Raw genomic sequence first — 13,481 nt, forward strand, 5'->3', positions numbered from 1 at the left:
ATGCTCAAAAGCCCGGCCAGGGCGGCCGGGCGTTATTCAAAGGTGCCGGGTCAGAAGGGATACTGACGCGGCCGGTGCTGCAGGCTGATCCAGTGGTCCCGGGTGAATTCATCAATCGCCCAGTCGCCGTTGAAGCGCCCAAGGCCTGAGTTCTTCTCGCCACCGAAGGGCGCGTTGGCCTCGTCGTTCACCGGCACATCGTTGATGTGGGTCATGCCGGCGCGCACCTGCCGGGCGAAGTTCACCCCGCGCTCCAGGTTGCCGGTGAACACTGCACTGGCCAGGCCGAATTCGCTGTCGTTGGCCAGCTCCAGGGCATGGGCTTCGTCCCGGGCGCGCAGCAGCCCCACCAGCGGGCCGAAGATTTCATTGCGCGCCAGGTCCATGTCGGCACGCACTTCGCCGTACACATGGGGCGCCAGCAGGTTGCCGTTCTGCCCGCCCTCGTACAGTGGCTCGGCGCCCTGCTCGCGGGCCAGGGCGATCTTGTCCTGCAGGCCCTGCAACTGGCGGGCGTTGATCACCGGGCCGATCACTGTGTCCAGCGATTGCGGATCACCCACCTTGAGCTGCTTGACCCGGGCCACGAAGCGCTGGGCGAAGGCGTCATAGAGGCGCTCGTCGACGATGATGCGGTTGATCGCCATGCAGATCTGCCCCTGGTGCAGGAACTTGCCGAACACCGCGGCGTTCACCGCCTGTTCCAGGTCGGCATCGTCCAGTACCACGAACGGGCTGTTGCCCCCCAATTCAAGCGCCACGTGCTTGAGGTGCTCGCCGCCACTGGCGATGCGGCCGATGCCGCGCCCCACCGGGGTCGAGCCGGTGAAGGTGATCAGCGCCGGCACCGGGTGCTCGACAAAGGCATCGCCGATCTCGCTACCGGCCCCCACCACCACGCTGAACACCCCGGCGGGCAGGCCCGCTTCCTCGAAGATCCTGGCCAGCAGCAGGCCGCCGCACACCGGCGTATCGCTGGCCGGCTTGACCACCACCGCGTTGCCCAGGGCCAGGGCCGGGGCGATGGAGCGCTGGGTCAGGTGCAGCGGGAAGTTCCACGGGCTGATCACTCCGACCACCCCCAGGGCGCTGCGGTACACCCGGCTTTCCTTGCCCGGCACATCGGATTCGACAATCCGCCCGTGGACCCGCGCCGGGAAGGACGCCGCCTCCAGGGTGATGGCCCGCGCCGCGCCCCACTCGGCCAGGGCCTTGATCCGTGTGCTGCCGGATTCGCGAATGATCCAGTCGACAATTTCCTCCTGGCGCCGGTCGAAGATCGCCACCGCCTGGTGCAGCACCGCCGCGCGCTGGGACGGGCCCAGGGCCGCCCATTGCGGCTGCACCTGGGCGGCCTTGGCGTAGGCCGCGTCCAGGTCGCTGCGGTTGGCCTGGGCCAGTTCCAGCAGCTGTGCACCGTCGAATGGATTGCTCACCACCAGGGTCTTGCCGGAGGCGCCGGCGCGCCACTGTCCGGCGATGGGTTGCAGGTGCAGATCGCGATAGACCGCGTTGGAATCACTCATGGAAAATCTCCTCATGGAACAGCATTCATAAACCGATGTGTCACACAAAAGCCGGCGTATGCAGGAGCTGGCTTGCCAGCGAAGGCGCCCGCCAGCGCCACACAAGCCCCAAGGCCCTCTTCGCCGGCAAGCCGGCTCCTACGAGGCGGCGCGCTTTTCGATCAGGCGCAGCAGGCCCAGCAGGGTTTCGGTGTGGGGCACAGGCACCCCCGCCTGCCGCGCCCGTTCCAGCACCTGGCCATTGATGGAGCCGATCTCCGTGGGCCGCCCTGCCAGCACGTCCTGCAACATCGAAGGCTTGTGGGTGCGGTGATGGGCAATGGCGAACGCCACACTGTCCAGGCAGCCCTGGGCATCCAGCTCTATTCCCTGGGACCTGGCCACCGCCACCACCTCCAGCACAATGGACCGGGCCAGGGCCACGCCTTCCGGCGCTGCGTCCAGCTGGCCCACGGTGCAGCCGGTGGCGGCGCACAGGCTGTTCAAGGCGGCGTTGAAGGCCACCTTCTCCCAGATAGAGGTCCAGACCTGCGGGTCCACCGCACAGTTCAGCCCGGCAGCGTCCAGCACCGCCGCCACCTCCTGGCTGGCGTTGCGCTCGCGGCTATCGAGGGCCAGCACCCGCACCATGCCCTGGCCGTGGGAATGCACCTGCCCCGGCCCGACCATGTCGGCGGGCCAGTTGGTCATGCCGATCAGCACCTGCTGCGGGGCCACATGCCGGGATAGCGCCTCGGCATTGCCCAGGCCGTTCTGCAGGGTCAGTACGAGGGTGTGGCCGGCGATATGCCCGGCGACACTGCGCAAGGCACTGTCGGTGTGCAGGGTCTTGGTGAAGACCAGCAACAGGTCGGGGTGCCCCGTGGCCTGCTCCGGACGGCTGGCGTGCAGGCCGGTAATGCGCCGCTCGCCGCTGTCGGTGGCCAGCAGCAGGCCGTCGCTGCGGATCGCCGCAAGGTGCCCGTCGTTGATGTCCAGCAGGGTTACCTGCTGGCCGCTTTGCGCCAGCAGGCCGCCAAACAGCGAACCCATGGCGCCCGCGCCAAGAATGGTGATGTTCATCGAACCTCCTGTTTGAGTGGCTGGTTCACGCACCGGGCCGCGTTCATGACTGGCCCGGCAGACGCCGGGGAATGTGCCGGCCCACGATCAGCAGCGCCAGCAGCGCCATGACCATCACCGAACCCAGCAGCGTGAGGTAGCCGTTGGCGCCGCCCTGGGTGATCACCAGGGCTCCGGCGAAGGCACTGAGGATCGCCCCCAGGCGCCCGAAGGCCAGGGCCGATGCGGTGCCCGTGGCGCGCACACTGGTGGGGTAGATAAAGGCGCACAGGGCAAACATGGTGGACTGCACGGCGTTGACGAACAGGCCGTGCACGCCGAAGCCGAAGATCAGCAGCCCGGTGTCCTGGTGGATGTCCACCACCTGCAACAGGAAGGCGCTGGCCGCGCCGCCGGCGCAGCAGATCAGCAGCGGCCAGAACGAACCCCAGCGAGTGATGGCCACCGCGCACACCAGTGCCCCGATCACCCCGCCCAGGTTGTAGGCGGTCAGCCCGGAACCGGCCACCGACAGCTCCAGGCCTTCGGACAGCAGCATGGTGGGCAGCCAGCTGAAGGCGCTGTAGACCGCGGTCAGGCACATGAAGAACGCCACCCAGAGGGCCAGGGTGTCACGCCCGTAGCCCAGGGCGAACAAGGCGCGGAAACCACCCTGCTTCTCGCTCTTCTGCTCCAGGGCATCGGTGTAGACCACCCCCGCCGCCATCGGCCGGCCCATGCGCCCGAGCAAGGTGCCCAGCTCGTTCCAGCGCTGGGGCCGGCGCGCCAGAAAGCGCGGCGACTCCGGCAGCGTCGCCAGCAAGGCAAAGCCCAGGACGATGGGCAGGCTGCCGCCGATGAAAAACAGGGTGCGCCAGCCGTACAGCGGCAACACATGGGAGGCGAACAACCCCGCCAGCATCCCGCCCAGGGGCACGCAGACAATGGTGGCCGTCACCGCCAGGGTACGCCGCCGCGCCGGGGTGAACTCGGCCGTCACCGTGGTGGCGCTGGGCAGCGCGCCACCGATGCCCAGCCCGGCGATAAAACGCAGGGCCGCCACCGCCAGCGCATTGGGCGCCAGGCCAATGGCGCAAGTGGCCGCACCGAACACGAAGACACTGGCAATGATCGCCATGCGCCGGCCGAACCGGTCGGCAAACAGACCGGCACAGGCACTGCCGATGCCCATGCCGATCAGCCCGGCCGCCACCGCCGGAGCGAACGCCTCGCGGGTGATGCCCCACTCCTTGATCATCAGCGGAATGGCAAAGCCGATCAGTTGGCCGTCGAAGCCGTCCATGACGATGGACAGCGCCGCCAGCAACACCACCAGCTTCTGCATGCCGGTGAAGGGGCCATGGTCGAGCAAGGTGCCGATGTCGGCGTGGGTGGAACCGGAACGCGCCGGCTGGGGCGCGTCATCTATCACAGCAGTGACCGAAGTCGTGTTCATAACCACCTCTTTTTATTCTTCTGGTGAGTCCGCAGGTTGCGGTTGGCAAGGCCGGGCTCGCGCCCGGCGACAAGGCAGCCCTCAGGGTTCGATGGTCAGGGTCGGCACCTCGATCAGTACCGGGCGGTCGCCCGCCAGGGCCTCACTCAGGGCCTGGGCGAACGCCTCGCGGGTGTTGGCCTGCACCGAGTGCACGCCATAGCCGCGGCCGATGGCGCAGAAGTCCAGGCCGGGCACGTCCAGGCCCGGGGCGTCGCTGACCTGCAGCACACCGGCGAACCAGCGCAGGGCGCCATAGGTGCCGTTCTTGAGGATGATGAACACCACCGGGATCTGGTACTGGGCGGCCGTCCACAGCGCGGTGATACCGTAGTTGGCCGAGCCGTCGCCAATGACCCCGATCACCCGCCGCTCCGGCCGGGCCAGTTGCACCCCCACCGCCGCTGGCAGGCCGAAGCCCAGGCCACCGGCGGCCGGGAAGTAGTAGCTGCCGGGTTCGCGCATTTCCACCCGCTGCCAGAAGGCGCCTACGGTGGAGGTGGACTCCTTGACGTAGATCGCATCCTTGGGCGCCAGCTCATCGATCACGTCGAACACGGTTTCCGGGCGCAGCAGGCCGCCCAGCTCCTCGACCGGAGCAGCCGGCGGCAAGGCCTGGGGCTGCGGCCGGTCGCAATCCGGCAGCGCCCAGACCAGGGCCTGCAGGGTCTCGGCGATGTCCCCCACCAGCGCATCGCCCATGGGCGCGCGCGCCGCTTCGCCGGGGTCGCAGGTGATGTGCAGCAGCTCGGTGCCCGCGGGCAGGTAGTCCCCCGGGGCGAACTGGTGGTAGCGGAATACCGGGGCCCCCACCACCAGGATCAGGTCGTGGTCCGCCAGGCAGCGGCTGATGCCGGCAATGGCTGCCGGCAGCACCCCGCGAAAGCTCGGGTGACGGGTGGGAAACGGGCAGCGCGAAGCGGACGGCGCGACCCAGGCCGGCATGCGCAGTTTCTCCGCCAGTTGCACGGCCAGGTGGTTGCTCTGGCTGCCATCCACATCCGGCCCCAGCACCAGCACCGGGTTGCGCGCTGCCGCCAGGCGCTGCACCAGCGAACGCAATTGCGCCGCCGAGGGCAGCCCGGCAGTGGCCACCTGGCGCCGGGCCAGATGCTCGACCCCGGCCGGCGCCGGGCGGGCCCAGTCGTCGTAGGGAATGGACAGGTACACCGGGCCCTTGGGCGCCTGGTTGGCCATGTGGATCGCCTGGCTCAGGGCCCGTGGCACGTCCTCGGCGCAGGCCGGCTCGGCGCTCCACTTGACCAGGGGCTTGGGCAGCTGCGGTGCATCGACGTTGGCCAGCATCGCCTCGACGCCGATCATCGAGCGCACCTGCTGGCCGGCGGTGATCACCAACGGGCTGTGGGAGTACCAGGCATTGGTCAGGGCGCCCATGCCATTGCCGGTGCCGGCCGCGGCGTGCAGGTTGACGAAGGCCGGCTGGCCGCTGGCCAGGGCGAAGCCGTCGGCCATGCCCACCACCGCGCCTTCATGCAGGCCGAGGATGTAGCGGAAGTCTTCGGGGAAGCCCTTGAGAAAGGGCAGCTCGTTGGAACCCGGGTTGCCGAACACGGTGGTCAGGCCTTGTTGCCGCAGGATGTCGTAGGAGGCGCTATGGACGGTTTTCATATGGACCTTTGCCGCTGTTTTTTAGAATTTGAGTTACTCTTGCAGCCGCCACGAAATTGATCAAATCGATACTATCTCTATTAAAAATAAGACCCGTCTATATCCATGAGGCAGCATGAGCCACATCGATCTGAACCTGATCCGCACCTTCGTCACCCTCTACGAAGCCCGCAGCGTGACCCTGGCCGCCGAGCGCCTGTTCGTCACCCAGCCCTCGGTCAGCTACGGCCTGGCGCGGCTGCGCGAGCTGTTCGACGACGGCCTGTTCAGCCGCACCCGGGACGGCATCCAGCCCAGCCAACTGGCCGATGAGCTGTACCCGGCCTTTCGCGAATCCCTGACGCGGATCGAGAACACCGTGCACAGCACCCGGCGCTTCGACCCGGCGACCACCGAACGGCGCTTTCGCATCGCCCTCTCCGACCTTGGCGAAATGGGCTTCCTGCCGCTGATCCTGGCGCGCCTGAACCAGCAGGCCCCCGAGGCTGAAGTCGAAGTCCTGCCGCTGCAGGTGGACCAGGCCGGCGAGTGGCTCAGCAGCGCCAAGGTCGACGCGCTGATCTGCCGCAAACCCTTGACCGGCACCCGCAGCCAGGTGCTGATCCGCGAGCGCTACGTGTGCCTGCTCAGCGACCGCCATCCGCGCATCGGCACCCAGCTGAGCCTGGAGCAGTTCCTCGCCGAGCGGCACATCGCCGTGACCCGCACCACCGGCCACGGCAGCGTCGAGGACGTGCTCAAGCAGATGGGCGCCCGGCGCCGCATCAGCCTGCACGTGCCGCACTTCTCGGTGCTGCCCAAAGTGCTGCCCGGCACCGACCTGCTGACCGTGCTGCCAGCGCAGATCGCCCGCCTGTTCACCCTCGAAGGCGGCCTGCGGCAACTGGAACTGCCGTTTTCCGTGGGGGAGTTCGAAGTCTCGCTGCACTGGCACCCCAACAGCGACAGCTCCGCCGCCCTGAGCTGGTTCCGCCAGGCCGTGGCCGCGGCGATCATCGACGGCCAGTCTTGAAACAGCGCCCGCCGCCTTATCCGGTTCCGCGGGCTAAGCCAGGGCCGCTTGCGCCTGCGGCGGCGCCGGGCGTAGCAACAACAGGCAACCCGCCGCCAGCACGAAGACCACGGCAAACACTGCGTACAGGTGCAGCGGCTGCCAGCCGGCATCCAGCAACACCCCGGCCACCGTGGGCGAGACAATCGCGCCAATGCGCCCGATGCCGATCCCCCAGCCGACCCCGGTGGCCCGTACCGAAGCGTCGTAGACCACTGGTGACAGGGCGTAGAGCCCGGCCACGCAGCCGTTGGCGAACAGCCCGATCAGCAGCCCCAGGCCCAGGGCCGCGGCAATCGAGGAGGCCGAGCCGACGAACAGCACCAGCAGCCCGGCGGTCACCAGCATGAACAGCGACAGCACCCGGGTCAGCGGCCAGCGCGAGGACAAGCCGCCAACCAGCGCCGCGCCGAAGATCCCGCCGACACTCAGCAGCACCCCGCCGGTGATCCCCTGCTGCGCCGAGAGCCCGGCGGCCACCAGCAGTTTCGGGGTCCAGCTCATGACGAAGTAGAAACCGAACATCACCAGGAAAAACAGCAGCCAGATCAGCAGCGTGGTGCGCCGCATCGGCCCGGCGAACAGTTGGTCAAAACCGCTGCCGGCGCCCTGCTCGCGTACCGCTGCCGCGGGCATTTGCAGCAGTTGCGGATGGCCCAGGCGCCCGGCCAGGCGATTGATTCGCGCCAGGGCATCGGCCGGCCGCCGGGCCAGGAGAAAGTCCAGGGATTCGGGGAGCCAGAGCAGCACCAGGGGGATCACCAGCAAGGTGACGATGCCGCCGAACAGGAACACCGAGCGCCAGCCCCAATGAGTCAACAGCCACACCGCCAGCAGCCCGCCCAGGGTCGCGCCCAGGGCATAGCCGGTGGATTGCAGGCTGACCGCCAGGCCGCGCCAGCGGCGGCTGGAATACTCGGCGGCGATCACGTTGCTGCTGGCCAGGATGCCGCCGATGCCCAGGCCGGTCAGGCCGCGCAACAGCGCCAGTTGCAAAGGGCTCTGGCTGCCGGCCGAAAGCAGCATGCCGACACCCGACAGCAGCAGGCAGAACAGGATCAGCGGCCGGCGCCCGAAGCGGTCGGCCCAGGGCGCGATAAACAGCGAACCGGCGGCCATGCCGAACAGACCGGCACTGAGCAGCAGACCGATCTGCGCCCCGTTGAGTTGCCACTCGGCGGACACCGAAGCGGCGGTGAAGGCCATCACCAGTACATCGAAGCCGTCGATCATGTTGAGGACAATGCAGATACCGATCGCCAGGCACTGGAAGGAGCCCATCGGGCCTTGGTCGACCCGTTGCTTGAGATCGAGGTTCATGGGCGCACCTGCCATTCGGCCAGGACCCGAAGCGCAACACCCAAAGAACCTGTGCACACAGACAGCCAGCGCGCGCCAGCCAGGCGGCTGCACACCGTCGATAAGACATTCATGACGAAACCCTTATTGTTGTTTTTATTGCCGACGGTCAGGAGGGCTCCTGCCATCGCCAGGTCGCCAATAAAGCGCTTAATGGATCCAATAACAAGAGACGAACGGGCTGAAACGGCTGAGCAAAAGATCCCAGACCAACCAGGGTCGGGGTTAATTTCCATAGGGATCAAATGCTTAGGTGCCCGACAAGGCACCGGGATTAGCGGGCGATTATCGACCATCACCGTTCAGGCAGGCGACGAGCCCCACTACGAGGCTCACTGCTAAGCAAGCCTGTGGCGTGGTTCGCTTCGATATTGGATCCAATAGCCTGCATCGCCTCAGATAAAGGCCAGCGCCGCCCGGGCGCCGCGCACCGCCGTCATCCGCTGTTCGACCTGGGGCAACAGGTAGCTGAAAAAGAACCCCGCCGTCTCAAGCTTCGCCCCACGCAGCGGATCGCCCTCGGGCAAACTGTGCGAGACCCGCGCCGCCCGAGCCCAGGCCAGCGCCAGCAGGCTCAGGCCACACAACGCCAGAAAATCCCCGGCCGCGCGATACGGGTACTCGGCATCCTCCAGCGCCCACTGCTGCACCTGGGCAACCAGTGCCTGCAACGCCTCGGCCAGATCCGCCAACGACCGGGCGAACCCCACGCACTCGGGCACCTGGGCGCCGTGCCCGGCCTCATCGCGCAATTGCTCAAGCAACAGCGCGAAGCCCTGCCCGCCATCCCCCAGCACCTTGCGCAACAGCAGGTCGTTGGCCTGAATCTCGTTGCTGCCTTCGTAGATCATGGCGATGCGGCTATCGCGCAGGGTCTGCTCGATGGCGAACTCGGCGACGTAGCCGTAGCCGCCGAAGACCTGCAAGGCGTTGCTGGCCTGACGAAAGCCCTGCTCGGTAAAGAACGCCTTGATGATCGGCGTCAGCAGTTGCGCCAGCTGATCGGCCTGGCGCCGGACCTGGGGTTCAGGGTGATGCTCGGCCTGGTCCAGCAGGTGCGCGGCCCAGTAGCCGATGGCCCGCAGGCCTTCGCTGGTGACGCGCAATTCCAGCAGCACGCGGCGCATGGCCGGGTGGTAGCGAATCGGGTCGGCGGCCTGGGCGGCGACACCGGCGGGGCGCAATGGCGCACGCATCTGTTGGCGTTCGCCAGCGTAGTCACGGGCGTTCTGCCACGCCGCTTCGACATGCCCCAGGCCTTGCAGGCCCACGTGCAGGCGCGCCGAATTCATCATCACGAACATCGCTGCCAGGCCGCGATGGGCCTCGCCCACTAGCCAGCCCTGGGCCGCCTCGAACACCAGGGAACAGGTGGCGCTGCCCTTGATCCCCATCTTGTGTTCGATGCCGTCGCAGCGCACGCCGTTGCCCTGGCCCTGCTGCAAGCGCTTGGGCACCAGGAACAGCGAGATTCCCCGGCTGCCCTCCGGCGCGCCCGGCAGCCGGGCCAGCACCAGATGCAGGATGTTGTCGGTGAGGTCATGCTCGCCGCCGGAAATGAACAGCTTGCTGCCGCTGAGGCGATAGCTGCCATCGGCCTGGGGCTCGGCACGACAGCGCAACAGGCCGACATCACTGCCGGCCTGGGGCTCGGTCAGGCACATGGTGGGCAGGCTCGCGCCGCTGATGATCTCGGGCAGGTAGCGCTCCTGGAGCCAGGGCGCGCCGTGGGTCTTGAGGCACAAGTAGGCGCCGTGGGCGATGCCGGTGTACATGGCCCAGGCGTGGTTGCTGGCATAGAGCATCTCTTGCAGCGCCGCGTCCAGCAGCTGCGGCAGGCCCTGGCCACCCAAAGCTTCGGCGCAGGCCAGGGCCGGCCAGCCGCCCTCGACATAGGCCCGATAGGCCTCGGCAAAACCCTGTGGGGTGCTGACCTGCCCGTCTGCCCACTGGCAACCCTGGCGATCGCCGCTGGCATTCAGCGGCGCCAGTACGTCCTGGCTGAAACGCGCGGCCTGCTCCAGCACCTGCAGCGCCAGGGGCAGGTCCAGCGCCTCGAACGCCGGGCTGCGACGCCACGCTTCGGGGGCCTCCAGCCAGTGCTCAAGGACAAATTGCATATCGCGCAGCGGCGCCTGGTAGCTCCACATGGGGACACCTCATCGAGTAGAAATAGAGTGGCCCGCCAGGGGCGGCGGGCCGGTCGGACTCAGCCGCGCCAGGCCGGGTTTTCGATCAACAGCGCCATGCCCTGGCCACCTCCCACGCAGGCGGCGGCGATCCCGTAGCGCAGGTTGTGCTCGCGCAGTTGCCGGGCCAGGGTCAGCACCAGGCGCAGGCCGCTGGCGGCCAGGGGATGACCCAGGGCCAGGGAGCCGCCCTGGACATTCAGGCGATCACTGTCCAGTTCCAACTCCCGGGCTACGGCCAGCACCTGGGCCGCCTGGGCCTCGTTGACTTCAAGGCGGCCAATCTGCGTCAGACTCAAGCCGCTGCGCTGCAGGAGCAGGCGGATCGCCGGGGCCGGACCGATACCCATGAGCTCCGGCGCCACCCCGACCACCGCACTGGCCCGCAACAGCGCCAGGGGCCTGTCCCTGCAAGCCGACGCCCGACCAACCAGGGCCGCCGCCGCGCCATCGACCACCGCGCAGCTGTTGCCGGCGGTCTGCACCCCGCCTTCGTGAATCGTCCGCAATCGCGCCAGGGCAGAAAGCTCACTGGGGCGCGGATGGCTGTCCTGGCTGACTGTCTCGACTCCACGCGGCAGGCAAATGCCGCGCGGTCGATAACCGTCGAGCTCGAAGGTCTGCTGGCTCACGGCGACGATTTCCGGCGCGAACCAGCCCGCCTGCTGGGCCGCCAGGGCCCGCTGATGGCTGGCGCAGGCATAGCCGTCCACGGCTTCGCGGGTCAGGCCGTAACGCCGGGCCAGGTTGTCGGCGGTGGCGATCATGTCCAGCCCCGGCGCCGGGTCGTACAGTGCCTCCCATAAAAAGTCCTTGAACTGCACCGCCGCCCCCAGGCGGAAGCCGCCGCGATGGGTGTAGGCGGCAATCGGGTTGCGCGACATCGATTCACTGGCCACGCACAACGCCAGTTGCACCTCGCCCCGCACCTGCTCGGCTGCCTGGCGCAGCAGCTCGAAACCGGTGGCGCAGATGCGCTGCACCCCCAGGGCCGGCACCGCTTGCCCGACACCGCTGTACAGGCCGATGTGCCGAGGCAGCAGGTAGGCGTCGAAACTGGCCTGGGCCATGGAACCGGCCAGCACGCTGTCCACCGCCCGGGCATCGATGCCGGCGCGCAGCAGTACCTCGCGCCCGACCTTGATCCCCAGATCGATCGGCGAGATCTCGGCCAGGTCCCCGCCAAGGTCGACCCAGGGCGTGCGCAACGCCTCAAGGATCGCCACATCGGCAAACCCGCTGTACTGCCCGGCGCCGTTCATGGCTTGGGCTCGGCGCGCAGGATCGACGGCTCGCGGCCGCGATACAGGTCCTCGACCTGTTCGGCGCGCCACTGCAACACCGCGCGCTGGTTGATCGAGCCCTTGTCGGTGATTTCCCCGCGGTCGATGGACGCCGGCTCTACCTGCAGGGCGATCCACTCCAGGCGGCTGGCATTGCCGCTGGCGTCGCGGTTCAGGCGCTGCAACCAGTCGCCGAACCACTGGCGCACCGGCGCGCTGGCCAGCACCTGGGCGTCGCTGGCCTCGGCGGCCAGCCCCGCCAGCCGCCGGCATTCATACAGCCGTGGGAACACCAGGGCGCCCAGGCACTCGCGGTCCGGTGCGGCCACCACCAGGTCCTGGACATAGGGCGAGCCTTCGAGCACCGCGCGATTGCGCAGCGGGCCAACGCTGACAAACACCCCGGACGACAACTTGAAATCCTCGGCGATGCGCCCGTCGAACATCAGCCCCAACTGCGGGTCGTGGGGGTCGGCGAGCTTGAGCGCATCCCCCGAGCAGTAGAAGCCCAGGGCATCGAACACCTCGGCGGTCTGCTGCGCCGCGCGCCAGTAGCCGGGCATGATGTGCGGCCCGCGAAAACGCCCTTCGAGCTTGCCGTCCACCGGCACCAGGCGCACCTCGCAACCCGGCGCCGGCAGGCCGATGTAACCGGCCATCGACAGCGGCCCGGTGGTGAAGGTGCAAGACGGCGCGGCCTCGGTCATGCCGAGCCCGGCCATCATGCGGATACGTTCGCCGCAATGCTGCTCGGCGACCCGGTCCAGGCGGTCCCAGACACTTTGCGAAAGCCCGGCGGCGGCGAAGAAGAACAGGCTCATGCGCTTGAAAAAACACTCGCGCAGCTCGGCATCCTGCTCCAGGGCATTGACCAGCTCCTCCCAGCCCTTGGGCACGGTCAGGTAGGCGGTGGGCGAAATCTCCTTGAGGTTACGCAAGGTTTCGGCAAAGCCCTGGGCCGTGGGCTTGCCATCGTCCAGATAAAAACTGCCGCCGTTGTAGAGCACGATGCCGACGTTATGGCTGCCACCGAAGGTGTGGTTCCAGGGCAGCCAGTCCACCAGCACCGGCGGCTCTTCACCGAACACCGGGAAGGTCTGCAACAGCATCTGCTGGTTGGCGCAGAGCATGCGCTGGGTGGTGATCACCGCCTTGGGCAGCTTGGTCGAGCCCGAGGTGAAGAGAAACTTGGCGATGCTGTCCGGGCCGGTGGCGGCAAAGGCCGCATCGGCCTCGGCAGCACCGGGCTCGGCCAGCAGGCTGGCGAAGCTCGCCTGGCGTCGCCCCGGCACCTGGCCGCGCACGCAGATCAGCGGCGTCTCGGGTGGCAGCACCGCGTCGATGGCCCGCTGGTAGGCGCCAGCATCGCTGACAAACACCAGCCCCGGCTGCAACAGGTCGCAGACGTGGCGCAGCTTGGCAAAGTCCTGGGACAGCAGCGAATAGGCCGGCGACACCGGACAATAGGGAATCCCGGCGTACATCGCGCCCAGGGCCAGTTGCAGGTGTTCGATGTCATTGCCCGAGAGCAGCGCCAGCGGCTTGTCGGCCGACAAACCGTAGCCGAGCAGGCCCTGGGCGATGGCGCGCACGCTGTCGAGCATCTGCCCATAGCTGACCCGGCGCCAGTCGCCGCCGTCCTCGCGGGCGGCGATGAAGGTCTGCTCGGGACGCACCCGGGCCCAGTGCAACAGACGATCGAGCAAGCGCTGCGGCAAGGGCGCCAGAGGTTCCAGGGAACGCATATGCAACACGCCCTGCTCTTCACTGACGGCAACCGCCGGCCGGCCAATGGACACCTGACGGTAACGCGGCGGCTCGGCCACGGGTGGGGATGGCGCTCTGAATTGGCAACTCACGTACATGTCCTCCATCAAGGCACGCCTGCGCCGCGCACGCAGGGCGACG

General features: G+C 68.0%; 9 protein-coding genes and 1 pseudogene. 1 reads left to right on the forward strand and 9 read right to left on the reverse strand.

Annotation, left to right across the window (positions count from 1 at the left end):
* Positions 1-50: 50 nt before the first annotated feature.
* The 4 genes from PFLCHA0_RS17490 to mdlC form a co-directional block, all read right to left on the reverse strand.
* Complete coding sequence (locus PFLCHA0_RS17490; RefSeq protein WP_011061755.1) at positions 51-1,526, reverse strand: aldehyde dehydrogenase family protein; 1,476 nt, start codon at positions 1,524-1,526, stop codon at positions 51-53.
* A 138-nt stretch (positions 1,527-1,664) separates the two neighbouring features.
* Positions 1,665-2,588, reverse strand: a complete 924-nt coding sequence (locus tag PFLCHA0_RS17495) for a ketopantoate reductase family protein (protein WP_015635940.1) — start codon at positions 2,586-2,588, stop codon at positions 1,665-1,667.
* 43 nt (positions 2,589-2,631) lie between these two features.
* Complete coding sequence (locus PFLCHA0_RS17500) at positions 2,632-4,023, reverse strand: MFS transporter (protein ID WP_015635941.1); 1,392 nt, start codon at positions 4,021-4,023, stop codon at positions 2,632-2,634.
* An 81-nt stretch (positions 4,024-4,104) separates the two neighbouring features.
* Positions 4,105-5,691 carry a benzoylformate decarboxylase gene (gene mdlC, locus PFLCHA0_RS17505; RefSeq protein ID WP_015635942.1) on the reverse strand — a complete coding sequence of 529 codons (1,587 nt, stop codon included), beginning with the start codon at positions 5,689-5,691 and terminating at the stop codon, positions 4,105-4,107.
* Between the two features lie 115 nt (positions 5,692-5,806).
* On the opposite strand from mdlC, the gene PFLCHA0_RS17510 reads away from it, so the two are divergent.
* Complete coding sequence (locus PFLCHA0_RS17510) at positions 5,807-6,703, forward strand: LysR family transcriptional regulator (protein WP_011061759.1); 897 nt, start codon at positions 5,807-5,809, stop codon at positions 6,701-6,703.
* Positions 6,704-6,756: 53 nt separating this feature from the next.
* Here the strand turns inward: PFLCHA0_RS17510 and PFLCHA0_RS17515 are convergent.
* The 5 genes and pseudogenes from PFLCHA0_RS17515 to PFLCHA0_RS17530 form a co-directional block, all read right to left on the reverse strand.
* Positions 6,757-8,062 (reverse strand): annotated as a pseudogene (locus tag PFLCHA0_RS17515) (MFS transporter); the annotation flags it as partial.
* Positions 8,059-8,337, reverse strand: coding sequence for a hypothetical protein (locus PFLCHA0_RS31720; RefSeq protein WP_134532605.1), 279 nt, complete (start codon positions 8,335-8,337; stop codon positions 8,059-8,061). The gene PFLCHA0_RS31720 and the pseudogene PFLCHA0_RS17515, both read right to left, overlap by 4 nt.
* Before the next feature lie 159 nt (positions 8,338-8,496).
* Positions 8,497-10,251 (reverse strand): acyl-CoA dehydrogenase, encoded by a 1,755-nt coding sequence (locus tag PFLCHA0_RS17520; protein ID WP_015635944.1) that lies wholly within the window; start codon positions 10,249-10,251, stop codon positions 8,497-8,499.
* A gap of 59 nt (positions 10,252-10,310) precedes the next feature.
* Positions 10,311-11,552 carry a thiolase family protein gene (locus PFLCHA0_RS17525; protein ID WP_015635945.1) on the reverse strand — a complete coding sequence of 414 codons (1,242 nt, stop codon included), beginning with the start codon at positions 11,550-11,552 and terminating at the stop codon, positions 10,311-10,313.
* Positions 11,549-13,432 (reverse strand): feruloyl-CoA synthase, encoded by a 1,884-nt coding sequence (locus tag PFLCHA0_RS17530; RefSeq protein ID WP_041752760.1) that lies wholly within the window; start codon positions 13,430-13,432, stop codon positions 11,549-11,551. Before PFLCHA0_RS17530 ends, PFLCHA0_RS17525 begins: the two co-directional genes overlap by 4 nt.
* Positions 13,433-13,481: the final 49 nt, after the last annotated feature.

It is taken from the genome of Pseudomonas protegens CHA0 (assembly GCF_000397205.1).
Lineage (GTDB): Bacteria > Pseudomonadota > Gammaproteobacteria > Pseudomonadales > Pseudomonadaceae > Aquipseudomonas > Aquipseudomonas protegens.

What these genes read in the sequence shown, in the direction of transcription:
- PFLCHA0_RS17490 (WP_011061755.1), bottom strand. Translation starts at nt 1,526, where the DNA reads ATGAGTGATTCCAACGCGGTCTATCGCGATCTGCACCTGCAACCCATC.
- PFLCHA0_RS17495 (WP_015635940.1), bottom strand. Translation starts at nt 2,588, where the DNA reads ATGAACATCACCATTCTTGGCGCGGGCGCCATGGGTTCGCTGTTTGGC.
- PFLCHA0_RS17500 (WP_015635941.1), bottom strand. Translation starts at nt 4,023, where the DNA reads ATGAACACGACTTCGGTCACTGCTGTGATAGATGACGCGCCCCAGCCG.
- mdlC (WP_015635942.1), bottom strand. Translation starts at nt 5,691, where the DNA reads ATGAAAACCGTCCATAGCGCCTCCTACGACATCCTGCGGCAACAAGGC.
- PFLCHA0_RS17510 (WP_011061759.1), top strand. Translation starts at nt 5,807, where the DNA reads ATGAGCCACATCGATCTGAACCTGATCCGCACCTTCGTCACCCTCTAC.
- PFLCHA0_RS31720 (WP_134532605.1), bottom strand. Translation starts at nt 8,337, where the DNA reads ATGGAAATTAACCCCGACCCTGGTTGGTCTGGGATCTTTTGCTCAGCC.
- PFLCHA0_RS17520 (WP_015635944.1), bottom strand. Translation starts at nt 10,251, where the DNA reads ATGTGGAGCTACCAGGCGCCGCTGCGCGATATGCAATTTGTCCTTGAG.
- PFLCHA0_RS17525 (WP_015635945.1), bottom strand. Translation starts at nt 11,552, where the DNA reads ATGAACGGCGCCGGGCAGTACAGCGGGTTTGCCGATGTGGCGATCCTT.